The sequence below is a fragment of the Nonomuraea sp. NPDC048882 genome, assembly GCF_040649755.1.
In the GTDB taxonomy this organism is placed as follows: Bacteria; Actinomycetota; Actinomycetes; order Streptosporangiales; family Streptosporangiaceae; genus Nonomuraea; species Nonomuraea maheshkhaliensis.
This window is the reverse complement of sequence record NZ_JBEZGB010000004.1, coordinates 631,779-656,987: the sequence shown is the minus strand read 5'-3', so window position 1 is coordinate 656,987 and position 25,209 is coordinate 631,779. Positions and strand designations below refer to the sequence as shown.

The window sequence follows — 25,209 nt, the reverse complement described above, 5'->3', positions numbered from 1 at the left end:
GTCCCTCCGGTCACCATGCGAGACAGAGTGTCGTGAGCGCCCCCAGCAGCATGAAGGGGCCGAAGGGGAACTGCGTGTCCCGCGTGCCGCGGCCGGTCAGCAGCAGGGCCAGGCCGTAGAGGGCGGCGAGCAGCTGCCCGCAGAAGGCGGCCAGCACCACGGCCTGCCAGCCGAGCGCGCCGGCGGCCATGCCGATGAGCCCGGCCAGCTTGACGTCGCCGAACCCCATGGCCTGCGGCCTGACGAGCCAGAGCAGCCCGTACGCGGCCACCAGCGCCGCCCCGCCGGCCAGCGCCCTGGGCAGCTCGCCGGTCGGCAGCAGCGCGAGCGCGGTGATCGGGTACGCCGGCAGCGTGATCGCGTCGGGCAGCGTGCTGGTACGCCAGTCGATCACCGCCAGGGCGAGGCCGATGACGGCGAAGCACACGTAAGGGAGCCCCGCCCGCCACGCGACCAGCGCGGCCACCCCGGCGCACACCGGCTCCAAAGCGGGCCAGGACGGGGCGGGCGCGGGGAGGTCGTCGTAGGAGCGGGCCAGCGCCCTGATGCGGTCTCCGCAGAACAGGCCGATCAGCGCCATGAGTGCGACCACGCCGCCGACCATAACCCGCACACCCACCCACCCGCAGGCCACCCCGCAGAGTGAGCATGACCGCTCCGCTCCGCGAGTCCGGCCGCGCATCCCGCCCGGCCCAGAACCCGGGCCCGCCCCGCTCCGCCGGGAGCCCTGACACGGTCCCGCTCCGGCGCGTGTCGCACCGCATCGCCCGTCATCACACCCCGCCGGACACCGGCCTTGCCGATATCTGGACTTATCCGTTCTTGCGGGAGAACCAGCGGCGCCGGCGCGGGGCGGCGGGCGTCACCTTGGCCACTGTCACCCCGCTGAGCTCGCCCACGGTGCCGGACTCGACCGCGGCCAGCGCCGCCAGCACCTCGCCCTCGATCACGAACTGCACAGGCCCGGCCACGTCCACCACGACCGCCGCCGCCCGCTCCTGCACGGCGGCCTGGCAGACCTGCAGCGCGGTGGCCTGGATCGGCCGGGCGTCGGGCCGCCACCTGGTCAGCGCGTCGGTGCCGGTGAAGGCGAGCACCGCCTGCCTGCCGTCCTGCCCGACGAGCTTGGGCAGGGCCATCTCGCTCTCCTTCTCCTGCTTCAGGCCGTGCGCGCCGACCTCGGTCTCGGTCAGGAGCGCGACCACGGGCACGAGCAGCCGCGCGCCGGAGAGGGCGTTGAGGACCTCGGCGGGACCGGCCGTGCCCGCTTCGTACGCGGACAGGGCGGCGGCCACGGCGGGCGCCGCGGCGCCGTCGTCGTGGGGATCGAGGGGCTGCGGGATGCTCGGCACAACCTCCGAGACTACCGCTGCCCCAGGTCGGCGATGGCCGCGACCGGCCCGCCGCCGGATGGCCCCTGGTGCACGGCGGCCACCGAGACGAACACCGCCGGGTCGCCCGTGACCGAGGCCGCCACGCCGCCCACCGCCGCCTTGATCTGCCGGTGCCAGTGCACGTCGGAGTCGTCCAGCATGATGTTGCGCCGGCCGCGCACCCGCCCCGACGGGTCGGCCTCGCACTTCATGAACACGTTGACCAGCCGCCCGTCGAGGTCCGACGGGTGCGGGCGGTCGGGCAGCGCGAGCCCCGCGTCCCTGATGGCCTCCCAGATGCCGTCGGCGTCGAGTGCGTCCTTCATGACGCTGTGCCCGATGCGGTAGCGTCCGCCGATCCCGCGGACGTTCCCCACCAGCACGATCTGCGCCCGGTCCAGCTCGACGCCCGACGAGCACGAGGCGACGGAGGAGTAGAGCGACAGGTCCTTGTGGATCTGGTCGGCGCTCGGCGTCTCGATCTCGCCGAGCGCGACGGCGATGCCGAGCGCGGTGGTGGAGTTGGACAGGTCCATGGAGGGGCCGGTCTCCTCGATGGCGGTGTCCTGGCCACGGTTCTTGGCGTCGGTGATGGTGGCGAGGGTGAGCAGGGGCGTCTTGGTCTGTACGTAGTGCACGTCGCGCGGGTCGTCGATGCCGGCGATCTTCATGGCCTCGCGGACGCCCGCGGCGACCTTCTCCACCATGGCGGGCCTGCCGATGTCCTCGGGCAGGATGACCTCGCTCATCGCCACCCCGACCGACAGCCGCGGCTCGTCGGTGGCGGGGGCGTCGGCGGTGGTGGCGAAGATGGTGGCGTGGGGGCTCAGGATGCCGTCGGTGCCGCCCGACCACACCAGCGGCACGCTCTCCGGCGCCGGATGCCCGTGCTCGGCCAGCACCTCGCGGAAGGCGCGGTCGGCCAGGATGCGGGTGTAGTCGTTGACGCCGCCGTTGCCCTCGGTCTTGCCGACCACGGCCAGCACCCGCTCGGCCTCGATCACCCCGTCGGCGATGAGCCGCGACAGCCCCGAGGCGTCGGTGACGCTCTCGATCGGCACTTTGCGCACTTCGATGGGGTCCGGCATGCGTAGCCCTTTCTCCTGGCGGCGGTCCCCCACGCTACCGAGCCCGGTCGGCGGGGTTCATGGTCAATGTGTGCCCACGTAGTCCGCCGGTGATGTCAAGGTGCGCTCAGCGTCCGGCTCCGGGGGCGCGACGCCGGCCCGGGGGCCCTTGGGGCCCGGGGGTCCAGGGGTAGGGTCGCGGACGTGATTCGCGACGCGCACGTCAACGGGATCAAGCTCGTCTACCGGGAGGAAGGCGACCCCGCTGCTCCCCCGCTCCTGCTGCTCCACGGCCGGACCGCCGACCACAACGACTGGAACGGCATCACGCAGCGGTTCGCGGCCCGGCGCCATGTCTTCGTGCCCGACCTGAGGGGCCACGGGGCCAGCGACCGGCCGGGCTCGTACCCGCTGCCCGAGATGGCCGAGGACATCGCGGCGCTGCTCGACCACGTCGGCGCCGCGCGGGCGGCGGTGGTCGGGCACTCGCTCGGCGGCGTGGTCGCCTACCACCTCGCCATGCGCCATCCGGACCGGGTCGCGCGGCTCGTCCTGGAGGACCCGCCGCCCGCCCACCCTCTCACCGGGCGCGAGCCGATCGTGGAGGACGGGTCCACCGGGTTCGACTGGCGGATGATGCACGACACGGAACGGCAGATGCTGAACCCCGATCCGGCGTGGGCCGAGGGCCTGACCGGGATCACGGCGCCGACGCTGGTGCTGTCGGGGACGCTGAGCCCGTTCGAGCCCGACGTGGCGGCCCGCATCCCGGGCGCGCGGCTGGTCAGGATCGAGGCCGGGCACCTGATCCACATGGACGCCCGCAAGGAGTTCCTGAGCGTGGTGGAGGCGTTCCTCGACGAGTGAACGCGATCGGACGAAAAGGGACCAAAAGGGTGATGATGTGACCTTACCGTCACAATGATCAGGCATCGTGGAATGGTGCGAACCCGGCTCAGCGATCTCGTCAAGGACCGGCTGGGCACGTTCGGCCTGATGGCTCCCTCCATCGCGCAGTGCGCGGTCGGCGCCGCCCTGGCCTGGATCATCGCCACCCAGCTGCTCGGCCACTCCCATCCGTTCTTCGCCCCCATCTCCGTGCTGATCTGCGTGGGCGTCGGCCTCGGCCGGCGGCTGCGCCGGCTCGTCGAGCTGGTCGTCGGGGTCAGCCTGGGCGTCGGCGTGGGCGACCTGCTGGTGTCGTGGATCGGCTCGGGCGCCTGGCAGCTCGGGCTCGTGGTGGCGCTGGCCATGGCGGTGGCGGTGGTGCTGAACAGCGGCGCGCTGTTCGTCGCCCAGGCGGGCTCGTCGGCCGTGCTGGTGGCCGCCCTGGTGCCCGGCGAGGACGCGGGCGGCCTGGACCGGATGGCCGACGCGCTCACCGGCGGCGTCATCGGCATCGTGGCGGTGGCGCTGCTGCCCGCGAGCCCGTTCGCGATCGCGGCCAAGCACCTGTCGGGGGTGCTCGACGCGCTGTCTACAGTGATGGAACGGGCGGCGGAGGCGATCGAGAAGCGGGACGCGGACCTGGCGGCCGAGGCGCTGGACGAGGCGCGGGCCACGCAGGCGGCGGTGGAGGAGTTCGAGGAGGCGCTGGCGACCAGCAAGGAGATCGCGATGATCTCCCCGCTGCACTGGCACCGGCGCGCCCGCCTGGCCCGCTACGAGACCGCCGCGCTGCCGGTGGACCTGGCGCTGCGCAACGCGCGGGTGCTGAGCCGGCGCACCCTGGCCTCGCTCGGCGAGGCGAGCCCGCCGCCTGCCGCGCTGGCGGAGGCGATGCGCGAGGTCTCGGAGGCGGCGCTGCTGCTGCAGCTCGAACTCGGAGCCGGCCGGGAGCCGACGCTGGCCCAGCAGGCGCTGCTGGCCGTGGCGGCGCGAGAACGGCCTGACGGGCTGGGCTTCTCGGCGCACGTCATCATCGCGCAGCTGCGGTCGGTGGTCGTGGATCTGTTGCAGGCGACGGGGATGGGGCACGAGGAGGCGACGGCGGCGCTGACCCCCCTCGACGAGCCGAACGGCGCGACCGACGAGGCGGCCCAGCGGCGCTGAGCGTCACCCGGGAGGGGCCCCACCGGGTGAGCGAGGGCCCTCACGTGGCTGAGCGTCGTCCGCGGGCGGCCTCAGACGAAGGTGCGCAGCACGTCGGCGATCTCGTCCAGGTCGGTCATCTTGCCCGATGCGACCGCGATGACCAGGTCATACGCGGAGTCGTCGTCGACAGGATCGAGCTCTACTCCGTTCCTGGCCAGGAAGACGTAGGTCAGCAGCCAGCCCGCTCGCTTGTTGCCGTCGACGAACGGATGGTTGGTGACCACCGAGTGGAGCAGCGCGGCGGCCTTGACCATGAGGTCGGGATAGGCGTCCCGGCCGAACAAGGAGGTCTGGGGCCGCAGCAGAGCCGCATCGAAGAGCCCCAGGTCCCGGACTTCGATAGGCCCTCCGACGGCTCTGCGGGCGACGCGCAGCCCTTGCTCCAGGCTGATGTAGCTGGTCACTCGCCGAGCCTCCGCAATAGGTCGGCGAATCGCTGGGCGCCCTTCTCCGCCAGGGCGTCAGTGAGCTCGTCTTCCGAGACCCGCTGAAGGTAGTCGTCAATGGCCCGCAGGGCTATCTGCTGCATGCTCCGCCCTTCAGCCTCCGCGCGCTTGCGGAGGGCTTCGGTCTGCTCGTCGCTCAAGCGAAGGGTCATAGCCATGCCCCCATCGTAGACACGAGGTGGTATCACCGCGATACCATGACAGAGAGTTTATCTTCCGTCACGATGAGTCAAGACCGTCGCGGGCCGTTCAGGAGGACAGGCGCTTCAGCCGGGTGACCGCCTCGTCGATGACCTCGTCCTTCTTGCAGAAGGCGAACCGCACGAAATGCCGCCCCCGTTCCTGACGGTCGTAGAAGACCTGCGTCGGGATGGCCACCACCCCAGCCAGCTCGGGCAGCCGCCGGCTGAGCTCCAGCCCGTCGGAGAAGCCCAGCGGCCGGATGTCGGTCTGCACGAAGTACGTCCCCGCCGGCCGCAGCACCGAGAAGCCCGCCGCCGACAGCCCCTCCATCAGCCGGTCCCGTTTGTCCTGCAGCCCGGCCCTGAGCGCGGCCACCCACTCCAGCTCGTGCCGCAGCCCGTAGGCGACGGCGAGCTGCCACGGCGCGTTCGCGGTGAACGTGAGGAACTGCTTGACCGTCTGCACCGCGGTGACCAGCTCGGGAGGCGCGCACACCCAGCCCGTCTTCCAGCCGGTGACGGAGAACGTCTTGCCGGCCGAGGAGATCATCACCGTGCGCTCCCGCATGCCGGGCAGCGTGGCCATCGGGATGTGCTCGACCCCGTCGAAGGTCAGGTGCTCGTACACCTCGTCGGTGATGGCGATCAGCCCGTGCTCCTGGCAGAGCTCCGCGATGGCGGTCAGCTCGTCGCGGGTGAAGACGGTGCCGGTCGGGTTGTGCGGCGAGTTGACGAGCACGGCCCTGGTGCGCGGGGTGACGGCGGCGCGCAGCTCGGCCGGGTCGAAGGTGAAGCGGCCCTCGGAGGGGCGCAGCGTCACCGGCACCAGCCGGGCCTGGGCCAGCGCGATCGAGGCGGCGTAGGAGTCGTAGTAGGGCTCGAACGCGATCACCTCGTCGCCCGGCTCGCACAGCGCCAGGACGGTGGCCGCCACGGCCTCGGTGGCGCCCACCGTGACCAGGATCTCGCCCACGGGATCGTAGGAGAGCCCGTAGTGGGCGACCCGGTGCTCCGAGACCGCCTGCCGCAGCTCCAGCACCCCGGGGCCCGGCGGATACTGGTTCGCGCCCGCGCCGATGGCCTGGACGGCGCGGTCGAGCATCGCCGCGGGACCGTCGGTGTCGGGGAAACCCTGGCCGAGGTTGATCGATCCGGTCTGGACGGCGAGCGCGCTCATCTCCGCGAAAATCGTCGTGCCGAAGGCGCGCATCCTGGTAACAAGTGGTTCGGTCACGGCTCCACACTATTAGTCTCGTCGCGTGATCATTCGGGTCGTGCTCGCCCTCGCTCTGTCCGCGCCCCCCGTCATGACTCCTTCGGGACCCGCTCCGAGTGCCTGCCCGGTGCCCGTGCCCGCCCGTACGAGCTGCGCCTTCCTGGAGGTTCCCGAGCGCAGGGACGCCCCCCAACGCGAGATCCAGGTCGGGTACGCCGTGCACATGTCGGACGCGCCGGGCCGCAGACCCGACCCGATCGTCTACATGAGCGGCGGCCCCGGCTCGGCGTCCACGCAGCTCATCGGCTTCCTCTCACAGATGTTCCCCGACCGCGACGTGGTGACGATCGAGCAGCGCGGGAGCCGGTTCTCGCGGCCCGTGCTGGCCTGCCCCGAGACCGCGCAGGCGCTGCTCGGGAGGCTGCGCCGGCCGCCCGCGGACGTCGGCGCCGCCGCCGTCCGGTGCCGGGAGCGGCTGAGTGAGCAGGGCGTCGACCTGCGCGGCTACAACACGAAGGAGATCGCCGCCGACGTGGCCGCGCTGCGGCGGGAGCTGGGGTACGACACGTGGAACCTGTTCGGCGTCAGCTACTCCACCAGGGTCATGCTGGCCGCGGCCGCGGCCGACCCCGAGGGCGTGCGCTCACTGGTGCTCGACTCCTTCCTGCCCGAGGGCGTCGCCTGGTACGACGACCGTGACGGGAACCTGACCGACACCATGCGCCGCCTGGGCGTCGAGGACCGCTTCGCCGCCGTGCGCGAGCGGCTGAACCGTTCGCCCGCCCTGGTCCCGACGACGGATCCGCTGCTCGGCAGGGAGTTCACGGCGCGGATGAGCGGTGACGACGTGGCCGCGATCCTGGCCGAGGCGGTGCAGGAGAGCGACGTGGCGGCGGTGGCGCCCGCGCTGGTGAACGCGCTGGCGCGGGGCCGCGACGAGCTGCTTGCGCCGCTGGCCGACGCGGCGGGCGAGGGGCTGGTGTCGCACGAGTTCGGGCTGTATCACGCGGTGCAGTGCCAGGACGAGGTCCCGTTCAACACCTTCACCCCCGCGTCCCGGTTTTTCACGCTGAACGCCGACAAAGCGGTATGTGACGCCTGGCAGCTCCCCAAGGCCGCACCCGTGAACGCCACCACCAGGGCCCCCGTCTACGTACTCGGCGGCGCCGACGACCCGACCACCCCGCCCAGGACCGCGCGGCCCGCCGCCGAGGCCCTGCCCGCGGCCCGGTTCCAGGAGTTCGGCGGCGTCTCCCACGCCGTCTTCCTGACCAGCGCGTGCGCCCGCGCCAGGATCGTGGCGTTCGTCGCCGACCCCGCGTCGTACGCCGTCACCGCCTGCCCTGACGACCCGCGGGCCGCGCGGACGGGCGACCTGCACGTGACCGCGGCCCCGTACCTGATCTCGCGCTCGCCGTGGTTGGCCGCGCCCTTCGTCCTGTTCGCGCTCGTCTCCCTGGCTCAGCTCGTCTCGGGCGCGCTCAGGGGCAGGGCGGTGCGGGCCTTCGGGGGCCTGGCGGGCGTGGCGTTCACCGGGCTGATCACCGACTCGGTGCTGACCCTGGTGGCACGGAACGAGACCGCGCTCGCCGTCGGGCTCCCCGGCCTGGCCTGGCCGTACACGTGGATCGCCGTCGCCTCGGTGGTCCTGGGCGCCGCCGCGTTCCTCCACGAGCGCAAGCTGCGACTCCTCGCGGCGGCGGTCACCGGTGCCGGATTCCTCGTATGGTGGTTCACCTGGGTCCTGTGACGCGCATCCGTGAGCTCGACGCCCTCCGCGGTTTCGCGGTGGGTGGCATCATGCTGGTCAACACCTGGCAGCACACCGAGAAGAAGCCGCCCGTCCCGCTCGACTGGACGATCGAGGCGCTGTTCCAGAGCCGCTTCTACCCGATCTTCTCGATGCTGTTCGGCATCAGCTTCCTGCTGTTCCTGCGCGGCCACAGCCGCTGGACGCTGCTGAGCAGGCTGTTCTGGCTTTTCTGCATCGGCAAGTTGCAGCACCTGTTCTACGAGGGCGAGGTGCTGACCGACTACGCCTTCTACGGGGCGCTGGTGCTGCTGCCGGCCTCGTTCCTGCCGGGAGCCCTGCCGGTGCTGCTGCTGGGCGGGGTGGTGACGACGTGGGCGCTACTGCCTCCCGTGGGCGGCGGGGTGCTGCTGATCCCCGGGCTGTTCCTGCTCGGCATGGGGCTGTGGCGCCTGCGGCCGTCCAGAACGCTGCTGCTGCCGGGTTTCGCGACGGCAGCGGTGACCTCGGCGCTGCTGAGCGTGGGGTGGGTGCTGACGGACGAGTGGACCGTCTACAGCCTCGCGGCCCTGACGGGCGCGGCGGCGTACTGCCTGGGGCTGCTGCTCGCGCTGGGCCCGCGCCTGTCGGCGGTGCTGGAGCCGCTGGGCCGGATGGCGCTGACCAACTACGTCTCGGGCACGGCGGTGATCGTGCTGGCGAAACCGCTGCTGAACGCCGATCCGACCCGATGGGCGGTGGTCGCGCTGGCGGCGGTCACGATCGCCGCGCAGATCCTGTTCAGCCGATGGTGGCTCGGACGTCACAGGTACGGCCCCCTGGAGTGGGTGTGGCGGTGCCTGACCTTGTTCCGGCCGATGCCCAACCGGCTAGAGTCGAGCCGTGACCAGAATCGCCCTCTGCCAGATCCCGGTGTCCCCTGACCCGTCGGCCAACCTCAAGAGGGCCAGAGAGGCGCTGGCCGCGGCCGGTGACGCCGAGCTGGCGATCTTTCCAGAAGCCACGCTGACCCGTTACGGCAGGCGCATCACCGACCTGGCCGAGCCGCTGGACGGGCCGTTCGTGACGGGGCTGGCCGAGGCCGCCCGCGAGCACGGCACCGCGGTGATCGCCGGCGTGTTCGAGCCGGGCGACGGGCGGGTGCACAACACGGCCGTGGCCATCGACGCCCAGGGCGAGGTGCGGGCCGCGTACCGGAAGATCCACCTGTTCGACTCGTTCGGCGCGAAGGAGTCCGACCTGGTCGCGCCCGGCGCGGGGCCGGTCGTGGTGGAGCTGGCCGGGGTCAAGGTGGGGCTGGTCATCTGCTACGACATCCGCTTCCCCGAGCTGACCAGGGCGCTGGTCGACCAGGGGGCCGAGCTGTTCGCGGTGATCGCGGCGTGGGGCTCGGGCCCGCTCAAGGAGGACCACTGGGTGACCCTGGTCAGGGCCAGGGCGCTGGAGAACACCATGTGGACCGCGGCCGTCGGCCAGGCGCCCAATCCGGCCGAGTCGTCCGACGGGTTCGGGGTGGGCCGCAGCATGCTGGTCGACCCGATGGGCGTGGTCCGCGCCGACCTCGGCACCGGCCCCGGCGTGCGGGTCGTGGAGGTCGACCACGAGTGGACGGCGACCGCCCGCGCGACGCTTCCGTGCCTGGAACACCGCGTGCTGTAGGCCCTGGCGGTCCACCGGGGGGTAAAGCGATCGTAAAGTAGTAGCGTGAGCGGAACGCAGATGCAGAAGGTGGTCCCGCCGCGTCTGCTCGTGCCATATCTGTCGGGCAAGCGCACGGTCATCTCAGGCTACGTCTACCGGGTGCAGGACTGCGTCCGGCTGACCACCCCTGAGGCCCTCTACCACGGGCTCGACCTGTCCTTCGATGGATCGGAGCTGTTCCCCGAGGTGCCGGAGATCTATCTCATGCGCTGGCAGGCCCGCGACGTCGACACCTACGCGGTGCCGTACGGACCCCACATGGGGGGTGACTGGAGCGACGCGCCGCCCTTCGCCGGCAACGGGTTCACCACCTCGTCCGAGCACGTGGTGCCGCAGTTCCACACCGTCCCGATGCCGATCCCTGCGGGGGCCGAGATCATCCATGTCACCGAAGACGGCGAGCGGCCGTTCGCCGGCTACGACGGGCTGACCTGGCGGCCGTCCGCATGAGCGACGAGATCACGCCGGTCGCCTCCGGCTTCGTGGCCCGCTTCGGCGAGCGCACCCTGCCCGCCGCCCTCGGCCCCGGCAACGACGTGGTGCTGTTCAGCGAGGAAGAGCTCGACGGCTTCGAGCCCGCCTCCGGCTACTGGCGCCGGGTCGTGCCCAGGGCGCAGGTCGAGTGGCTGGTGCTGATCCGCACCGTGGGCGCGTTCGGCGGCGAGCCGTGCATCGTCCTCGACGAGGACGACGACGGGCTGCACATCGCCTACACCGGCCACAGCGGCATGAAGGCCGAGGCGCTCGGCTACTGGATGGTCGACCACGGCGCCTACGAGGTCGTGGTGCCCCGCGAGGAGGTCTTCTCGATCCGGGTCGAACGGATTCCGGTCCCCTAGTCAACCGGCCGCCGCCGCGGGTGTCTCTAGGGTGTGATCGAGACTGCGACCATGACGCAGCCGTCGTCCGCCGAGTTGTTCGCGGCCCACTACCACTCGCTGGTACGGCTGGCCGGGCTGCTCGGCGCGGATGACCCCGAGGACATCGCCCAGGAGGCGTTCTCCCGGCTGCACACCAGACGGCTGCGCGACGACGGGGCCGCCCTGGCCTACCTGCGCTCGACCGTCTGCAACCTGACCCGTAACCGCCTGCGCCACCTGCGCCTCGTCCGGCTGCGCCGCCCCGACCCGCCGGAGCCCGTACGCAGCAGCGAGCAAGCCGTCCTGGTCTCCGAGGAGCACAGGGAACTGCTCGCGGCCGTGGACCGCCTGCCGCGCCGCCAGCGCGAGGCGCTCGTCCTGCGTTACTGGCTGGACCTGTCGGAACGCGAGATCGCCGATGCCATGGGCGTCTCGCCGGGATCGGTGAAGACCCACGCCAGCCGGGCGCTGGCGGCCCTGGGCCGGGCGCTGAAGGAGGATGACCGGTGAACGAGCTGGAAGAGCGGCTGCGGGCCGCGTTCGACGCCCGGGCGCAGACCTTCGAGACCCGGCCGGACGCCTGGGCCCGCATGCGGGAGCGCCGCCCGTGGCGGCGCCTGGCCGGCCGCACGCTGGTCGCCGCGGTGCCGGTGACGCTGCTGGCAGCGCTGGTGACAGCGCTGGTGACGGGGCTCGTGCCTGTATGGCTCGGCGGAGGACGGGACGGGGACGCGGCGTCCGACGCCGACGCCGTGCACGAACGGCTCATGCAGGACAGGACCGCGGCCGGCGAAGAGGTCACCGTGGACAACCCGACGGAGGACCGGCCGCTGCGGCTCTGGTTCGCCACGGCGAAGGCGGGCTACCGCGAGCTGTGCTTCGTCGTGGAGGGGGCCGACCTGGACCCGTACGGCGGCTGTTCGCCCATCACGGACGAGGTGATCACCGAGGGCTGGTTCGTCGGCAGCACCCTGCGGGACGGAGCCGAGACCGCCATGGACTGGGGGGTGGCACTGCCGGGCGTGGGAGGCGTCACCGGCGTCGCCGCCGACGGCGAGAAGTTCTCCGGGACGGTGCTGCGGCCCGAGGGCGCGCCGTACCGGCTCTGGACCGTGACCTACCCGGCCCGGCACGCGATGGCGAAGATCGAACTCGTGGACGACCAGGGCCGGGCCCTGGGCGAGGAGTCACGCGAGCGGCTCACAGGGCAGCAGCTCGGCACGGCCGCCGGCGCGCCCGTGGACCTGCCCGCCGGGGTCACGGCGCGGCCGTACCGGCAGGGCCGGGACACCGAGGTGACCTGGTCACGGCACGGCGCGCACCTGGCGTCGGCGCCGGTGAAAGCGCTGGCACGGAACGCGGTCATCCCGGGCATGGAGGAGAACGTGATCACGGGCATCGCCCGCGCGGATGTCGCCAGGGTCACGATCACCTTCCCCGGCGGCGCCTCGAACGATTTCGTGACCCGGCCCGATCCTTGGGGCCTCGGCGTGGCGCTGTTCGCCGGGGAGAACCCCGTGGGCGCCTGGCGGGAGGGCTCCGAGGTGGTCGCCTTCGACGCGGGCGGGGCCGAGCTCTGGCGCCAGACCGACAAGGAGGGCGCCGTGGCGGACGCCATCCCCGCCGCCGGTGAGGTGATGACGCTCCCGGGCGGCCTGCGTACCTGGTTCAGCGATGCCGTGGGCCCGGGCAGGACGACGATCTGCCTGTCAGGAGACTCCTCGCCAGGGGGCGGTGTGAGGTGCCAGGGCGGCGCCACGAAGAACTCGCCGCATCCGCTGAAGGCGGTCACCTACCTGCCGGCGCCGGGCTCCACCACGTACATCGGAGTGGCCGGCGAGAGCTGGGAGTCGGTGCGGGCGGTGCTGTCCGACGGGCGCCGGCTCGACGCGGCCTTCCTGCGCGGCAAGGGCACACCGGCCCGGATCTGGCACGTCACGGTCCCGAACGGCGACGCGGTGCTCGTCGGCTTCACGGTGCGGACGAAGGACGGGCGCGTCGACCGGTATCCGGAGACGAACCCCTCCTGCGGGCGCAAGGCCGTGGGGACGGAGGCCGGCCGCCAGAGCCTGGCCGCGGGGGTGACGGTCCTGGTCGCCGAGCCGAGCTGCCTGGCCTTCTTCGAGCACGGCGAGCCGTCGCCGTCGCTGCCCGGGCCGCTGCCCGGCGAGAGGCTGAGCGACCTGCTCACCGCCGAACGGCCGGTGCGCTGGTCCTACGGCGCCACCGCCTGGTACGGCTACGGCCCCGCCGGCACGGCCAGGGTCGAGCTGCGCACCTCCAACGGCCTCACCGTGACCATGGACGCCGTGCCCGACCAGTGGGACCAGGGCGTCACGCTGTTCGCGGCGCCGATCCCGAAGGGCGCCCAGTTCGCGGCCGGCATGTCCATCACGGGCTACGACGCCGCCGGCACGAAGCTGTGGCAGGACGGGCCCATGACGCAGGACAAGCCCTCCTAGCCGAGGTTGCGGAAGCGGGCCTGGCGGGCCGTGAAACGGTCCGCCGGGCTCACCCGCAGCAGTTGCGCGATCTCGTACTCCAGCGCCCGCCCCACCCGCTCACAGAACTGCCTGGGCTCGTAGGCGGCGTCGGGCACCTCGGGGATGACCCGGTCCACGATGCCGTCGCGGCGCAGGTCGGTGGCGCGGATGCGCTGCGCCTGGGCGATCTCGGGGGCGAAGTCGACCGAGCGGTAGAGGATGGCCGAGGCGCCCTCGGGCGGCAGCGGCGACAGCCAGGCGTGCTGCGCGCACAGCACCCGGTCGGCGGGCAGCAGCGCCAGCGCGGCGCCGCCCGCGCCCTCGCCGAGCAGCAGGCAGACGGTCGGCGCGTCGAGCATGACCAGCTCGGCCAGGCAGCGGGCGATCTCGGCGGCCAGCCCGCCCTCCTCGGCCGCCTTCGACAGGTCGGCCCCCGCCGTGTCGACCACGGTGACCAGGGGCAGCCCGAGCTCGGCGGCCAGCCGCATGCCGCGCCTGGCCACGCGCAGCCCGGCGGGGCCGAGCGGCGAGTTGGTGCGCTGGAGCCGCCGGTCCTGGCCGAGCACCACGGCCGGCGCGGTGCCGAACCTGGCCAGCGCCAGCAGCAACCCTGGCTCGTTCTCGCCCTCCCCCGTGCCGCTGAGCGGGGTCACGTCGGAGGCGGCGAGCTTGAGCAGCGTACGGACGCCCGGCCGGTCGTCGCGGCGGGAACGGGTGATCGCCTCCCACGCTTCCACCGGCCGCAGGTCCTCCTCTGGCGGCTCGCCCGCGACGATGCCGGACTTGTCGGCGGCGAGCACGGCCAGCGCCCTGATGGCGATCTCCCGCGCGTCGCCGGCCGAGACGACCGCGTCGAGCAGGCCCTTGCGGTGCAGGTTCTCCGAGACCTGGACGCCCTCGGGGAACGGGTAGCCGTGCAGCGACTCGAACACCCTCGGCCCCATGAACCCGATCAGCGCCTCAGGCTCGGCCGCCGTGACGTGCCCGAGCGAGCCCCAGGACGCGAACACCCCGCCCGTCGTCGGATGGCGCAGGTAGACGAGGTAGGGCAGGCCGACCGCCCGGTGCGCCTGGATCACCGCGGTGATCTTCACCATCTGGACGAACGCGAGCGCGCCCTCCTGCATGCGGGTCCCGCCCGAGGCCGGCGCGGCCAGCATGGGCAGCCCCTCGCGGGTGGCCCGCTCGACGGCCGCGGTGAACCGCTCGGCCGCGGCGACCCCGATCGAGCCCGCCATGAAGGAGAACTCGCACGCGGCGACGGCCACCCTGCGGCCGTCGAGCAGCCCCTCACCGGTGATCACGGCCTCGTCGTAGCCGGACTTGACGCGGGCCGCGGCCAGCTCGTCGGCGTAGGAGGAGCCGGGCTCGGCCGGATCGGCGGGCGGCACGTCCCACGACTTCCACGACCCCCGGTCGAGGACCGTGTCGATCAGTGTGCGCGCGTCCGGACGGCTCACTATCGCTCCCTAGTTGTCGGTCAACGCTGAAATGTTGACGCACGAGCGCCCTCGACGGTGCCGCCGATTTCCGATCATCGTTCACGTTCTTCCAGCCAGGCGAGCACCGCGTCGCCGTCCTGGCCGAGCATGGGCGGCGCGGTGTGCTCGATCCCGGTCAGCCCGTCGAACCGCAGCGGCGGCCCTGGCAGCTCGATCTTGCCCAGTACGGGGTGCTCCACCTCGACGACCAGGCCCTGCGAGCGGGTTTGGTCCCAGGTGTAGACCTCGTCCAGCGACCTGATCGCGCCCGCCGGCACGCCCGCCTCGCCGAGCCTGGCCAGCCAGTGGGCGCGGTCGTGGGCTCCGAGGGCCTTCTCCATGTCGGCGGCGAGTTCGTCGCGGTGCTCGAACCGGTCCCTGTTGGTGGCGTAGCGCGCCTGGGCCGGGTCGATGCCGAGCAGCGCGGCCACCTTGCGCCACTGGCCCTCGTTCGCGGCGGCGATCTGCAGCATGCCGTCGGCGCAGCGGAAGGCGCCGTAGGGGGTGATGGAGGCGTGGTGGTTGCCGCTCGCGGCGGGCACCTTGCCGCCGACCGTCCAGGCGGTGCCGTGGTAGGAGTGGACGCCGGTGATCGCGGCGAGCAGCGAGGTGCGCACCACCCTGCCCCTGCCGGTGCGCTCGCGCTCGTAGAGGGCGCCGGCCACGCCGTACGCGCCGTGGATGCCGGCCAGCAGGTCGGCGATGGAGGCGCCGACGCGGTAGGGCTCGTCGGCCGATGGCCCGGTCAGCGACATCAGGCCGCCCTCCCCCTGGGCGATCTGGTCGTAGCCGGGGCGGCCCCCTTCCGGGCCGTCGTGGCCGAAGCCGGTGATCGACAGGATGACCAGGCGCGGGTTGAGCTCGTGCAGGCGCTCGACGGAGAAGCCGAGGCGGTCGAGCACACCGGTACGGAAGTTCTCGACGAGCACGTCGCTCTGGCGCACGAGGCGTTCGATGAGCTCTTTGCCCTCGGCGGACTTCAGATCGACGGCGATGGACTGCTTGTTGCGGTTGGCTGCCAGGAAATAAGTGGAAATTTCGCTATCAGGCCCGACGAAGGGCGGCCCCCAGCCGCGTGACTCGTCGCCCCCGTCCGGATGCTCTACCTTGATCACCCGAGCGCCCAGGTCACCGAGCATCTGCGCGGCGTGCGGGCCGGCCAGGGCCCTGGACAGATCGAGCACGACGATGTCACCGAGGGGTCCGAGCAAGATCCAGCCTCCTCCTTGCGTTCGGGGTGAAAGAACATTCTCTCAGGAGGCCGCCCCGCGTCACCTACCCTGGGTCGATGATTGAGCCGGCCGAGCGCATCAGGCGCCTGCGGCCCTCGTGCGGTCCCGTGCGCCTCGTCGCCGTGGACGGGCCTGCGGGGGCGGGCAAGACGACGTTCGCGAATCGGCTGGCGGCCGACCTGGGCTGCCAGGTCGTGCACAGCGACGACTTCCCCGTGCCGTGGGAGGAGGGGCCTGGCGCCTGGTTCCACGCCCTGGAGGCCCAGGTGCTGGAGCCGCTGCGGAACGGCCTGCCCGGCGGTTTCCGCAGGTACGACTGGGTGCGCGGGACGTACGCCGAGGAGGTCGCCGTGCCCGTGGCGCCCGTTCTGGTCGTCGAGGGCGTCGGCACGGCGCGGGCGTCGGTGGCGGAGCTGCTGGCCTACGTCGTGTGGGTGGAGGCCGGTGAGACGGTACGGCTGCGGCGCGTGCTGGAGCGGGACGGGCCGGAGCTGGAGCCCCGGTGGCGGGAATGGTTCAAGGCCGAACAGGCATGGTTCGCCGCCGATCGCACCCGCGAACGCGCCGATCTCGTCGTCGAAACGTGATGTGTCCTCAAGGCCAAGGGGCGAGGTGGGTGATGTCGTTGAAGCTGACGAGCTCGAACCCGGCGCCGCCGGTGTGCCAGATCGAGACGGACGCGTTCAGCACGGGCGCGAAGTCCAGCACCGCCGCGAGCTCCGCGTCGGGACCCCCGGCGATGACGTGGCGCAGCCCGAGCACCACCGAGTCGTGCGCGACGATCAGCACCCGCCGCCCGTCCGCGCGCCCGTCCAGGTCGTGCACGAAGGCGCGGAGCCTGAGCACGACGTCGGCGAGCGACTCGCCGCCTGGCGGCCGGTAGGAGTATTCGCCCTCGGATCGCCTGCGGGCCAGCTCCTCGGGGAACCGTTCGCCGATCGCGGCCAGGTTGTAGGGCGCGAGCAGCCCCGCCTCCTGGTCCCTGAGCCGTTCGTCCACGGTGACGGGCGGCGGCGGGCCGCCCCACGACGCCAGGGCCAGCTCCCAGGTGTCGAGCGCGCGCCGGTAGGGCGAGCACCAGACCAGCTCGGGCACCTCTCCGGGAGGCAGGGCGGCGAGCAGCCGGCCGAGCGCCGCCGCCTGGGCCCGGCCCAGCCCGGTCAGGCCCACCTCGTCGTCGCCGCGTTCGTAGACGAGCGGCGTGTCGCCGGCCCGCTGGTAGGCCAGGTTGGCCTCGCTCTCCCCGTGTCGTACCGCCATGATCCGCGCGACGCCCATGCTCTCATCCTCACACGCCGCCGTTCACCCCCGGCCGAGCGAGCCGGACCGCCCGGCATATCGTGATCCCATGAGTGTTGTCGCGGTTCTCGGAGCCGGGCTCATGGGGCTGCCCATGGCCCGCAATCTGGCCGGGGCGGGCCTGCGCGTGCGCGCGTGGAACCGTACCAGGGACAAGGCCCTGCCGCTGGAGGCCGACGGCGTGGTGGTCGCGGACTCGCCGGCCGGGGCGGTCGAGGGCGCCGACGTCATCGTCACCATGCTGAGCGACGGTGACGCCGTGCACGACGCGATCTCCGCCGCCGCGCCGGGGCTGCGGCCCGGGCAGGTGTGGGCGCAGATGAGCACGGTCGGCGTCGACGCGGTCGGGCGGCTGGCCGCGCTGGCCGGGGCGCACGGGCTGACGTTCGTGGACGCGCCGGTGCAGGGCACCAGGCAACCGGCGGAGCAGGGCAAGCTGGTCATCCTGGCGGCGGGTCCGCAGGCGGCCAGGCAGGCGCTGGAGCCGGTGTTCGCGGCGGTCGGGCAGCGGACGCTCTGGCTCGGCGAGGACGGCTCCGGCGGCGCGGGCACCAAGCTGAAGATGGCCACGGTCAGCGTCGGCATCTCGATGACCGCCGTCATCGCCGAGGCGCTCTCCCTGGCAGAGGGGCTCGGGCTCGATCCCGACCTGGTGCGGCAGGTGATCGCCGGCGGGCCGATGGACAGCGCGTACTTCCAGGCCAAGTCGAAGGCCCTCCTGGAGGGCGACTTCACGCCGTCCTTCTCGGTGCGCAACGCCGAGAAGGACACCCGCCTCATCACCAGGGCGGGCGAGACGGCCGGGGTCAGGCTCGACCTGGTGGCCGCCGCCGGCGAGCGCTTCCGCCGGGCCGAGGCGGCCGGGCACGGCGACGAGGACATGGCGGCGACGTACTTCGCCGCCTTCGACCCCGAGCGGGACACGCGACCGGACGGGCCGTGAGGGGCGGGCCCGCGCGGCTCGGGCACGCCCCTTAGAGCTCGTCCACGTCCGCGTGCGGCCGGCCGCCGGAGAGCTTGGCGTAGCCGGGGCCCCGGTCGAAGAAGCGGTCGGCCGGGGGCCGCAGGCGGGCGCGGAGCTCGGCCGTGCCCTGCTCGTCGATGCGGTCGCCGTCGAGCACCACGCCGTAGTCGCCGAGGGCCCCGGCGATCGACACCTTCCCGTCGCGCACGTCTGCCGCCACCGCGCGGGGGTCGCGGTCGTACGGGGAGCCCCAGCCGCCGCCACCGGTGGTGCGGATCCTGATCAGCTCGCCCGCCTGCACCTGGTGGTCGTCGACCAGCCCCTCCATCTCCTTGCCCGCGATCTCGACGCGGAACGGCCGCCCGGCCAGGCCGCCGTTGACGCCCCAGCAGGACAGGATCGAGCGGTCGGCGATCGACATGTACGACGCGTCGCGCAACATCCGGATGTGCTTGTCGTAGCCGAGCCCGCCCCGGTACATCCCCGGCCCGCCGGAGTCGCAGGCCAGCGCCAGCCGCTCGACCCGGAACGGCCACCTGGCCTCGGCGAACTCGACCGGGATGTTGCGCGAGTCGGGCACCACGTGGATGGTGTCCTCGCCGTCGGCGTACCAGCGCCCGCCCGAGCCGCCGCCCAGGACCTCCCGCATCAGGTACGGGGCCCCTTCCGCGTCGACGCCGTGGACGCCGGTGTAGCGGATGGTCTCCTGGTCGGCCGGCATGCGCCCGCCGGTCGCCTTGGCCAGCACGCCCGCCAGCACGCCGAGCAGGCGCAGGATGACGAACGTGCGGGCGTTGGTGGGCGCGGGGAAGACCGGGGTGAGCAGCGTGCCCTTCTCCGGGAAGATCATCTTGATCAGCGGCACGACGCCCTCGTTGACGTCCAGCTCCGCCATGCGCTCCGGCGTGTCGGCCAGGTTGCGCAGCACCGGGGCCAGCCACTTCTTCAGGAACACCCCGTCGGCGTAGTCGCCCGCGTGGTTGATCGGCCCCTTGGCCTGCGGCGAGGTGCCGGTGAAGTCGATGGTCAGCGGCGAGTCGGCGGCGTGGTCGACGGTGAGCGTGATGCGCTGGGCGTGCAGGCGGGGCTCGTCCACGCCGTCGTGCTCGGCGTAGTCCTCCCACACGTACGTGCCCTCGGGGATCTTGGCCAGCAGCTCCCTGCGGAACGTCTCGGTCGTCTTGTCGATGATGGCGTCGAAGCACTCCTGCACGGCCTGCTTGCCGTAGCGTTCGAACAGCTCACCGAGCCGCCGCGCGCCCATCAGGCAGGCCGAGCACTCCGCGTCCAGGTCGCCCGCCAGCGAGTCGGGCATGCGCGAGTTGCGCGTCATGATGCGCAGCGCGGCCTCGTTGGGCTCGCCGGCGTCCCACAGCTTGATCGGCGGGACCATCAGGCCCTCTTCGTAGACCGAACGGGCATGGGAGGGCATGGAGCCGGGGACCGCGCCGCCGATGTCGTCGTGGTGGCCGAACGCCTGCACGAACGCGACCACCTCGTCCTCGTGGAAGACGGGCACGGTGACGCACAGGTCGGGCAGGTGACCGATGCCGCCTTCCGACAGGTAGACGTCGTTGTGGAAGTAGACGTCGCCCGGCTTCATCGTCTCGATCGGGAAGTCGCGCACGACGGGCTGGACGAGCGCGCTGTAGGAGCGGCCGGTGAGCTTGCGCAGGCGGGCGTCGTGGATGCCCGCGCGGAAGTCGTGGGCGTCGCGGATCATCGGCGAGCGGGCCGTACGCGCGATGGCGGTCTCGACCTCCTTCTCGACGGAGGCCAGCGTGCCTTCCACGATCTCCACCAGGATGGGATCAGTCACGACTTATCTCCACATTTCCGTATTCGTCCACCTTTGCCGTGAAGCCCGGATGGATCGGAATCGTCGAGCCGTACTCCTCGATCACCGCGGGCCCCTGCACCGTGGCGCCGGGCCCGAGCGCGGAGCGCTGGTGGATCGGGGTGTCGCGAGTCTCGTCGAAGTGCACGGGACGGACCGAGGTGGCCCCGTCGCCGGCCTTCTCCAGCCGCCTGATGACCGGGCGGGTGATGGGGCCGATGCCGGAGACGCGCAGGTTGACCCATTCGACGCCGTGGCGCGGGTCGTCGCGGTAGGCGTAGCCGTAGAGCTTCTCGTGGGCCTCGTGGAAGCGGGAGACCACCTCGGCCTGCCACTCGTCGTCGATCTCGCCGGCGGGGGCGGGCACGCGGACCTCGTACGCCTGGCCGTAGTACCGCAGATCGGCGCTGCGCTGGTAGACCGGGTCGGCGAAGCCCTCGCGGTCGAGGGCCTCGCCCGCCTGATGCTCCAGGTCGTGGAAGATCTCGACGGCCTTGCCGAGCGAGAGGTCGCGGGTGACGTACGTACGGACGTAGTCGTTCTTGACGTCCACCGTGAGCAGCCCGAACGCCGAGACGTTGCCCGGGTCGCGCGGGACGATCACGGACGGCAGGCCCAGGATGTCGATCAGCCGGCACGCCAGCAGCGGCCCGGAACCGCCGAAGGTCACCAGCGGGAAGTCCCGCACGTCCAGCCCGCGCTTGACGGTGAGCTGCCTGATGGCGTTGCTCTGGTTGAACGCGCTGATCTCCAGGATCCCGGTCGCCGTGCGCTCGGGGGTGAGGCCGAGCTTGTCGGCCAGCGCCTTGACGCCGGTGCGCGCGGCCTCGACGTCCAGCGGGATCTCCCCGCCGAGCAGGTGGGGCGGGACCCGGCCGAGGAACACGTGCGCGTCCGTCACCGTCACCTCGGTCCCGCCCTTGCCGTAGCAGAGCGGGCCGGGGTCGGCGCCCGCGGACTTGGGCCCGACCTTGAGCGTGCCCTCGGGCGAGATCCAGGCGATCGAGCCGCCGCCGGCGCCGACCGTGATGATGTCGATCATCGGGATCTTGCACGGGTAGCGGCCGACGGAGCCCTCGGTGGTGATGGACGGCTCGCCGTCGATCACCACGGCCACGTCGGTCGAGGTGCCGCCGCCGTCGAGGGTGATCACCGACTCGTGCCCGGCCGTCGAGGCGATGAGCGCCGCGCCGAGCGCGCCGGCCGCCGGGCCCGACAGGACCGTGGTGATGGGCTGGTTGACGACCTCGCGGGCGGACAGGATGCCGCCGTTGGACTTCATCACCGAGAACGGCTTGCCGAGCCGGGTGGACAGGTTGGCGATGTAGCCGCGCATGGCCGGCTTGACGGCGGCGTCGACCAGGGTGGTGACCGAGCGCTCGTACTCGCGGTATTCGCGCAGCACGTCGCTCGACAACGAGATCACCGCCTCCGGGTGCTCGCGCCACAGCACCTCGCGCATGCGGCGCTCGTGCTCGGGGTTGGCGTAGGAGTGCAGGAAGCAGACCCCGATCGCGGTGATGCCCTTGGCGCGGAACCAGCGGGCCACCTCCACGGCCTGCTCCTCGGAGAACGGCCACACCTCGTCGCCCCGGTGGTCGAGCCGCCCGCCGACGGTCCTGACCAGGTGCACGGGAACGATCCTCGGCGGTTTGACCCAGAAGTAGGAGTTGCCGTAGCCGTCGGGCACGCTCTGCCTGGCGATCTCCAGGATGAACTCGAACCCCTCGGTCGTGATGAACCCGAGGCTTTCGATCCGGTCTTCCAGCAGGCGGTTCGTGGCCACGGTGGTGCCGTGCACGATGGCGCCGGCGTCGAGCCGGCCCAGCTTCTCGATGCCCGCGAGAAACCCGTCGGCCGGGTTCGCGGGGGTCGAGGGGGTCTTCGTGGTGAGGATCTCACCGGTCTCCTCGTCCACCGCCACAATGTCGGTGAACGTTCCTCCGGTGTCGACACCGATACGGACGCTACGCATGACTCCTCAGCTTCGGCGCCGGCCGAGCACTTCGTCGATGACTCGGGGCGCGTTCTGTGTGCCGACGTAGGCCGCCAGCCTGACCACCATCTCCTGGGAACGGGCCAGCTCGGCCTCCACCCTCGCCTTTCCTGACTGCCCCGCCTGAACGCCGAAGTATGCCCCGATAATGGTACCGATCACCCCCGCGACTCCCGCGAAGAGCGCGGCGAACTCCCCGGTGGCGAACACGGCGGCGCCGAAGGCGACCAGGACCGCGAGGATACCCGCCACGACCACGAGGAAGCCGTACCGCCATCGGGTGGCGTCCGCCTGGGCGGCCGTGAGGTCGTCCGGGGTCATCATCGCGTCGAGCGACTCCGGCCGGGACGGGGAATTGTCGGTGACCACTGATTCCTCCAGATACTCAGGGGACAAAATGTCCCACGAGGTCATGGGACAAGCCAAGCCACTAAGCTGGCGGCCCGTGACTGAACTGTCTGCCTTGTCCGCCGTGCCCTCTGGAGCCAGGGATGCCGTACTGAAGTTCTACTTCGGCCCCATGGACTGCGGGAAGTCCACGCTGGCGCTCCAGATGAACTACAACCACGGACGGCAGGGCCGGCGTGGCCTCGTGCTGACCAAGCACGACCGCTCCGGCGGCCCGAAGGTGACCAGCAGGATAGGGCTCGGCCTTGAGGCCATCGAGGTGGTGGACTCCCTCGACCTGGTCCGGCTGGTGACCGCGCACGACCGCGTCGACTACCTCATCTGCGACGAGGCCTGCTTCTACACCGTCGAGCAGATCGAGCAGCTGGCCGACCTGGTGGACGGCCACGGCGTGGACGTCTACGCCTTCGGGCTGGCCTCGGACTTCAGGTCGGTGATGTTCCCGGCCGCGCAGCGGCTGTTCGAGCTGGCCGACGAGGTGTGCCGGCTGCAGGTCGAGGTGCTGTGCTGGTGCGGGCGGCCCGGCCAGCTGAACGCCAGGATCGTGGGCGGGGCGATGGCGCGTACCGGCGAGCAGGTGGTGATCGGCGACACCGACGCCGCGCACGTGCGCTATCAGGTGTTGTGCCGCCGCCACCACCGGGCAGGCCGGCTCGGGGAGGGCGCGCTCAGCCCGCTGGAGGCGGGACCAGGCGCTCCAGGACGTCTCTGAGGAGCCCGGCGTCGCCGCCGGACAGCGAGGACAGGAACTCCTCCTCCGCCGCGTCCACGGCGATCCTGGCCACGCCCAGCGTCTCGTGCCCGCGCTCCGTCGGCTCGACCACGTTCTTGCGCCGGTCGTCGGGGTGCGGGCGGCGGCGCACGAGGTCCTTGCGCTCCAGCGCGTCGACCATCGCCACCATCGTGGTGCGGTCGATCCCGAGCCGCCTGGCCGCGTCGAGCTGCGACATCGGCGCGGGCGAGTCGAGCAGCGCGAGCACTGCGAACTCACGCCCGTCGATCCCGTACGGCTCCAGCGCCGCTCCCGTCAGCTCGGTCAGGCGCAGGTTGGCGTGCTTGAGCAGATAACCAAGGCGACGTCTCGACACCCTGCGATTCTCCCACCCGTCTCCCACCCATCTCCACCCGCCGAGAACTCCGGCGACGCTCAGACCGCGCAGACGCCGTCGTCGTCGCAGCCTTCGGCCGGCGCGGCAAGCTGGGTGATCGGCGTCTGGCCGGTACGCTCGGCCACCTCGTCGATCGCGGCGGCGAAGGCGTCGACCGGCTGCGCGCCCGACACGGCGTACTTGCCCTCGAACAGGAACAGCGGCACCCCGCTGATGCCGAGCGAGCGGGCCCTGGCCAGCTGCTCGCGCACCTCCTCTGCCCCCTCTCCCGTGTCGGTCACGCCCACCTCGGCGGCCAGCTCGGCCAGCACACCGGCGTCGGCCACGTCGCGGCCCTCGGTGAAGTAGGCGCGGAACAGCCGCTCGGCCATCTCCTCGCCGAGCCCCTGCCGGCCGGCCACCTCGATGAGGCGGTGGGCCCGCACGGTGGTCGAGTTGAGCGCCCGGTCGTAGTCGAGCTCCAGGCCCTCCTCGGCGGCGGTGCCGACGACCCGCTCGATCATCTGGCGGGCGTTGGGCCCGAACTTGCGCTCCATCGACGGGATCAGCGGCTCGCCCTTCGCCGGGGCGTCCGGGTTGAGCTGGAACGGCCGCATCGTCACCTCGATCGAGCCGCCCTTGTCACGGAACCGCTCGGCGGCCTTGGTGAACCTGGCGTGGCCGATGTAGCACCACGGGCACACGACGTCAGAGAAAATCTCCACCTTCATGTCGGCCTCAACCGCCGCCGCCCGCCGTTGATTCCTATCCCGTGCTTCCTATCCGGCGGCCAGTTCCTCCAGCCGGTACGGCAGGTACGCGGAATCGTCGACCAGCGCCGAAGCCCCGCGCCACCAGCCGAACCACTCACCGCTGCGCCACATCCAGTCCACCCGCTCGATGGCGGCCACCACGTCGCCCACGGTCCGCCAGCTCTCGCCGAGCTGCTCGCGGGTGGCCCCGTGGCGCATCGCCCACGCGCGCAGCACGTCCGCGGCGGCGGAGGACACCTCGCGCGCGTAGGGGTCGGGGCTCTCCCCCGGCAGCCGGTGCGGCCCGAGCCCGGCCGCCACGCCCCAGCTCCACTGGGCCTCGGCCGGGCGGGAGTAACGCAGCGACTGGAAGTCGAGGTTGGAGCCGAGCTCCTCGTCGGCCCTGCGGGCGACGACCGCGTCGAGCCTGCCGCCCGCGTCGAAGTGCACGACGAGCCGCTGACCCGGCCGGACGTCAGGCGGCAGGTCGAAGCGGTCCTCGGCCTGCCAGGAGTTGAGGTCGACCTGCGCGACGGGCGCGCCCCAGAGCTGGTCCGCGGCGTCGTCGGCGATCCAGGCGGCGAGCATCTCCAGCGCGGTCAGATCGGTCCACGGCTCGATCGCGACGGCCGTGCGCACCACCTCGTCGGGCGCGGGCAGCTTGCCGCCCCTGGACCTGCCCCACCACTCCTCGCCCAGCTCCCGGGTGCCGACCAGCAGCGCGGCGATGGCGGCCAGCTCCGCCGAGCGCCTGGTGAGCTGGGCGCCGAGGGCCAGGTCGAGCGTGCGCCTGGTGCGGTCGTCGCCGAGCACGGGGCGCACGTCGCCGATCAGCATCTCGGCCGTCGGGCGGTCCTCGCCCAGCAGGTTGTGTACGACTCGCCTGGCCTCGGTCCGTGCGTCTTCAGCATGTGCCTGCCGCATACCGCCACGCTACGCCGGGAGATCCTTTTCCGCGAGAGTCCGCGACGCCACCACCC

At 72.2% G+C, this 25,209-nt stretch carries 27 protein-coding genes; 12 read left to right on the top strand and 15 right to left on the bottom strand.

Translation table 11 applies throughout. From position 1 onward, the window contains the following. Positions 1 to 10: 10 nt before the first annotated feature. The 3 genes from AB0C27_RS17345 to AB0C27_RS17335 form a co-directional block, all read right to left on the bottom strand. A complete protein-coding gene (locus AB0C27_RS17345) occupies positions 11 to 592 on the bottom strand; it encodes an A24 family peptidase (protein WP_357844621.1) in 582 nt (193 codons plus the stop codon). 220 nt (positions 593 to 812) lie between these two features. After that, a complete protein-coding gene (locus AB0C27_RS17340; RefSeq protein ID WP_357844618.1) occupies positions 813 to 1,352 on the bottom strand; it encodes an SseB family protein in 540 nt (179 codons plus the stop codon). Between the two features lie 11 nt (positions 1,353 to 1,363). Next, positions 1,364 to 2,461, bottom strand: coding sequence for a ring-opening amidohydrolase (locus AB0C27_RS17335; RefSeq protein ID WP_357844615.1), 1,098 nt, complete (start codon positions 2,459 to 2,461; stop codon positions 1,364 to 1,366). A gap of 183 nt (positions 2,462 to 2,644) precedes the next feature. Between AB0C27_RS17335 and AB0C27_RS17330 the strand changes: the two genes are divergently transcribed. Both AB0C27_RS17330 and AB0C27_RS17325 read left to right on the top strand, forming a co-directional pair. Further along, positions 2,645 to 3,307, top strand: a complete 663-nt coding sequence (locus AB0C27_RS17330; protein ID WP_357844612.1) for an alpha/beta fold hydrolase — start codon at positions 2,645 to 2,647, stop codon at positions 3,305 to 3,307. A 75-nt stretch (positions 3,308 to 3,382) separates the two neighbouring features. Beyond that, positions 3,383 to 4,492, top strand: a complete 1,110-nt coding sequence (locus AB0C27_RS17325; RefSeq protein WP_357844609.1) for an FUSC family protein — start codon at positions 3,383 to 3,385, stop codon at positions 4,490 to 4,492. A 71-nt stretch (positions 4,493 to 4,563) separates the two neighbouring features. Here AB0C27_RS17325 and AB0C27_RS17320 read toward each other — a convergent pair whose 3' ends face one another. From AB0C27_RS17320 to AB0C27_RS17310, 3 genes are all read right to left on the bottom strand, one after another. Then, positions 4,564 to 4,938 carry a type II toxin-antitoxin system death-on-curing family toxin gene (locus AB0C27_RS17320; protein ID WP_357844606.1) on the bottom strand — a complete coding sequence of 125 codons (375 nt, stop codon included), beginning with the start codon at positions 4,936 to 4,938 and terminating at the stop codon, positions 4,564 to 4,566. Continuing rightward, positions 4,935 to 5,138, bottom strand: coding sequence for a DUF1778 domain-containing protein (locus AB0C27_RS17315; RefSeq protein WP_357844603.1), 204 nt, complete (start codon positions 5,136 to 5,138; stop codon positions 4,935 to 4,937). Before AB0C27_RS17315 ends, AB0C27_RS17320 begins: the two co-directional genes overlap by 4 nt. Positions 5,139 to 5,229: 91 nt before the next feature. Next, the gene (locus tag AB0C27_RS17310) at positions 5,230 to 6,396 is read right to left on the bottom strand and encodes a pyridoxal phosphate-dependent aminotransferase (RefSeq protein ID WP_357844600.1); all 1,167 of its coding nucleotides are present in this window, start codon (positions 6,394 to 6,396) and stop codon (positions 5,230 to 5,232) included. A 25-nt stretch (positions 6,397 to 6,421) separates the two neighbouring features. Here AB0C27_RS17310 and AB0C27_RS17305 point away from each other — a divergent pair, with 25 nt between their 5' ends. From AB0C27_RS17305 to AB0C27_RS17275, 7 genes are read left to right on the top strand one after another with little or no spacing between them, the layout of a single operon-like run. Beyond that, on the top strand, positions 6,422 to 8,128 hold the full coding sequence (locus AB0C27_RS17305; RefSeq protein WP_357844597.1) for an alpha/beta fold hydrolase: 1,707 nt from the start codon (positions 6,422 to 6,424) through the stop codon (positions 8,126 to 8,128). Further along, positions 8,125 to 9,051, top strand: coding sequence for a DUF418 domain-containing protein (locus tag AB0C27_RS17300; protein WP_357844594.1), 927 nt, complete (start codon positions 8,125 to 8,127; stop codon positions 9,049 to 9,051). Before AB0C27_RS17305 ends, AB0C27_RS17300 begins: the two co-directional genes overlap by 4 nt. Next, positions 9,011 to 9,787 (top strand): carbon-nitrogen hydrolase family protein, encoded by a 777-nt coding sequence (locus AB0C27_RS17295; protein ID WP_357844591.1) that lies wholly within the window; start codon positions 9,011 to 9,013, stop codon positions 9,785 to 9,787. Before AB0C27_RS17300 ends, AB0C27_RS17295 begins: the two co-directional genes overlap by 41 nt. 45 nt (positions 9,788 to 9,832) lie before the next feature. Continuing rightward, entirely contained in the window at positions 9,833 to 10,279 is a 447-nt protein-coding gene (locus AB0C27_RS17290; protein ID WP_357844588.1) for a hypothetical protein, read from the top strand. Further along, on the top strand, positions 10,276 to 10,668 hold the full coding sequence (locus AB0C27_RS17285) for a hypothetical protein (RefSeq protein WP_346110638.1): 393 nt from the start codon (positions 10,276 to 10,278) through the stop codon (positions 10,666 to 10,668). Before AB0C27_RS17290 ends, AB0C27_RS17285 begins: the two co-directional genes overlap by 4 nt. 51 nt (positions 10,669 to 10,719) lie before the next feature. Continuing rightward, positions 10,720 to 11,199: a sigma-70 family RNA polymerase sigma factor gene (locus AB0C27_RS17280; RefSeq protein WP_357844585.1), complete on the top strand. Its 480-nt coding sequence runs from the start codon at positions 10,720 to 10,722 to the stop codon at positions 11,197 to 11,199. After that, the gene (locus tag AB0C27_RS17275) at positions 11,196 to 13,151 is read left to right on the top strand and encodes a hypothetical protein (protein WP_357844582.1); all 1,956 of its coding nucleotides are present in this window, start codon (positions 11,196 to 11,198) and stop codon (positions 13,149 to 13,151) included. The genes AB0C27_RS17280 and AB0C27_RS17275 overlap by 4 nt, the downstream gene beginning before the upstream one ends. Here the strand turns inward: AB0C27_RS17275 and AB0C27_RS17270 are convergent. Both AB0C27_RS17270 and AB0C27_RS17265 read right to left on the bottom strand, forming a co-directional pair. Then, positions 13,148 to 14,632, bottom strand: coding sequence for a carboxyl transferase domain-containing protein (locus AB0C27_RS17270; protein ID WP_357844580.1), 1,485 nt, complete (start codon positions 14,630 to 14,632; stop codon positions 13,148 to 13,150). The genes AB0C27_RS17275 and AB0C27_RS17270 overlap by 4 nt on opposite strands. 74 nt (positions 14,633 to 14,706) lie before the next feature. Next, positions 14,707 to 15,864 (bottom strand): CoA transferase, encoded by a 1,158-nt coding sequence (locus AB0C27_RS17265; RefSeq protein WP_357844577.1) that lies wholly within the window; start codon positions 15,862 to 15,864, stop codon positions 14,707 to 14,709. A gap of 77 nt (positions 15,865 to 15,941) precedes the next feature. Here AB0C27_RS17265 and AB0C27_RS17260 point away from each other — a divergent pair, with 77 nt between their 5' ends. After that, a complete protein-coding gene (locus AB0C27_RS17260) occupies positions 15,942 to 16,472 on the top strand; it encodes a hypothetical protein (protein WP_357844574.1) in 531 nt (176 codons plus the stop codon). Between the two features lie 7 nt (positions 16,473 to 16,479). On the opposite strand, the gene AB0C27_RS17255 is transcribed toward AB0C27_RS17260, so the two are convergent. Continuing rightward, the gene (locus AB0C27_RS17255) at positions 16,480 to 17,163 is read right to left on the bottom strand and encodes a histidine phosphatase family protein (protein ID WP_357844571.1); all 684 of its coding nucleotides are present in this window, start codon (positions 17,161 to 17,163) and stop codon (positions 16,480 to 16,482) included. Between the two features lie 70 nt (positions 17,164 to 17,233). Here AB0C27_RS17255 and AB0C27_RS17250 point away from each other — a divergent pair, with 70 nt between their 5' ends. Further along, on the top strand, positions 17,234 to 18,127 hold the full coding sequence (locus AB0C27_RS17250; protein ID WP_357844569.1) for an NAD(P)-dependent oxidoreductase: 894 nt from the start codon (positions 17,234 to 17,236) through the stop codon (positions 18,125 to 18,127). A gap of 31 nt (positions 18,128 to 18,158) precedes the next feature. Here the strand turns inward: AB0C27_RS17250 and AB0C27_RS17245 are convergent, their stop codons facing one another. The 3 genes from AB0C27_RS17245 to AB0C27_RS17235 are packed head-to-tail and all read right to left on the bottom strand — an operon-like array spanning position 18,159 to position 22,350. After that, positions 18,159 to 19,967: a hydantoinase B/oxoprolinase family protein gene (locus tag AB0C27_RS17245; RefSeq protein WP_357844566.1), complete on the bottom strand. Its 1,809-nt coding sequence runs from the start codon at positions 19,965 to 19,967 to the stop codon at positions 18,159 to 18,161. Beyond that, a complete protein-coding gene (locus AB0C27_RS17240) occupies positions 19,960 to 21,960 on the bottom strand; it encodes a hydantoinase/oxoprolinase family protein (protein ID WP_357844563.1) in 2,001 nt (666 codons plus the stop codon). Before AB0C27_RS17240 ends, AB0C27_RS17245 begins: the two co-directional genes overlap by 8 nt. A 6-nt stretch (positions 21,961 to 21,966) precedes the next feature. Beyond that, positions 21,967 to 22,350 carry a hypothetical protein gene (locus AB0C27_RS17235; RefSeq protein ID WP_357844560.1) on the bottom strand — a complete coding sequence of 128 codons (384 nt, stop codon included), beginning with the start codon at positions 22,348 to 22,350 and terminating at the stop codon, positions 21,967 to 21,969. 76 nt (positions 22,351 to 22,426) lie between these two features. Here AB0C27_RS17235 and AB0C27_RS17230 point away from each other — a divergent pair, with 76 nt between their 5' ends. Then, positions 22,427 to 23,101, top strand: coding sequence for a thymidine kinase (locus AB0C27_RS17230; RefSeq protein ID WP_357844557.1), 675 nt, complete (start codon positions 22,427 to 22,429; stop codon positions 23,099 to 23,101). Here AB0C27_RS17230 and AB0C27_RS17225 read toward each other — a convergent pair. The 3 genes from AB0C27_RS17225 to AB0C27_RS17215 are packed head-to-tail and all read right to left on the bottom strand — an operon-like array spanning position 23,058 to position 25,153. Beyond that, positions 23,058 to 23,477 (bottom strand): MarR family transcriptional regulator, encoded by a 420-nt coding sequence (locus AB0C27_RS17225; RefSeq protein WP_346110626.1) that lies wholly within the window; start codon positions 23,475 to 23,477, stop codon positions 23,058 to 23,060. The two genes, AB0C27_RS17230 and AB0C27_RS17225, sit on opposite strands and share 44 nt — an antisense overlap. 59 nt (positions 23,478 to 23,536) lie before the next feature. Next, positions 23,537 to 24,208 (bottom strand): DsbA family oxidoreductase, encoded by a 672-nt coding sequence (locus tag AB0C27_RS17220; protein WP_357844553.1) that lies wholly within the window; start codon positions 24,206 to 24,208, stop codon positions 23,537 to 23,539. 48 nt (positions 24,209 to 24,256) lie between these two features. Further along, positions 24,257 to 25,153: a hypothetical protein gene (locus AB0C27_RS17215; RefSeq protein ID WP_357844550.1), complete on the bottom strand. Its 897-nt coding sequence runs from the start codon at positions 25,151 to 25,153 to the stop codon at positions 24,257 to 24,259. Positions 25,154 to 25,209: the final 56 nt, after the last annotated feature.

Bases quoted from the DNA above. Each gene is read 5' to 3' on its own strand.
- AB0C27_RS17335 (WP_357844615.1), bottom strand. From the start codon at position 2,461: ATGCCGGACCCCATCGAAGTGCGCAAAGTGCCGATCGAGAGCGTCACC.
- AB0C27_RS17315 (WP_357844603.1), bottom strand. From the start codon at position 5,138: ATGGCTATGACCCTTCGCTTGAGCGACGAGCAGACCGAAGCCCTCCGC.
- AB0C27_RS17285 (WP_346110638.1), top strand. From the start codon at position 10,276: ATGAGCGACGAGATCACGCCGGTCGCCTCCGGCTTCGTGGCCCGCTTC.
- AB0C27_RS17280 (WP_357844585.1), top strand. From the start codon at position 10,720: ATGACGCAGCCGTCGTCCGCCGAGTTGTTCGCGGCCCACTACCACTCG.
- AB0C27_RS17260 (WP_357844574.1), top strand. From the start codon at position 15,942: ATGATTGAGCCGGCCGAGCGCATCAGGCGCCTGCGGCCCTCGTGCGGT.
- AB0C27_RS17255 (WP_357844571.1), bottom strand. From the start codon at position 17,163: ATGGGCGTCGCGCGGATCATGGCGGTACGACACGGGGAGAGCGAGGCC.
- AB0C27_RS17250 (WP_357844569.1), top strand. From the start codon at position 17,234: ATGAGTGTTGTCGCGGTTCTCGGAGCCGGGCTCATGGGGCTGCCCATG.
- AB0C27_RS17240 (WP_357844563.1), bottom strand. From the start codon at position 21,960: ATGCGTAGCGTCCGTATCGGTGTCGACACCGGAGGAACGTTCACCGAC.
- AB0C27_RS17220 (WP_357844553.1), bottom strand. From the start codon at position 24,208: ATGAAGGTGGAGATTTTCTCTGACGTCGTGTGCCCGTGGTGCTACATC.
- AB0C27_RS17215 (WP_357844550.1), bottom strand. From the start codon at position 25,153: ATGCGGCAGGCACATGCTGAAGACGCACGGACCGAGGCCAGGCGAGTC.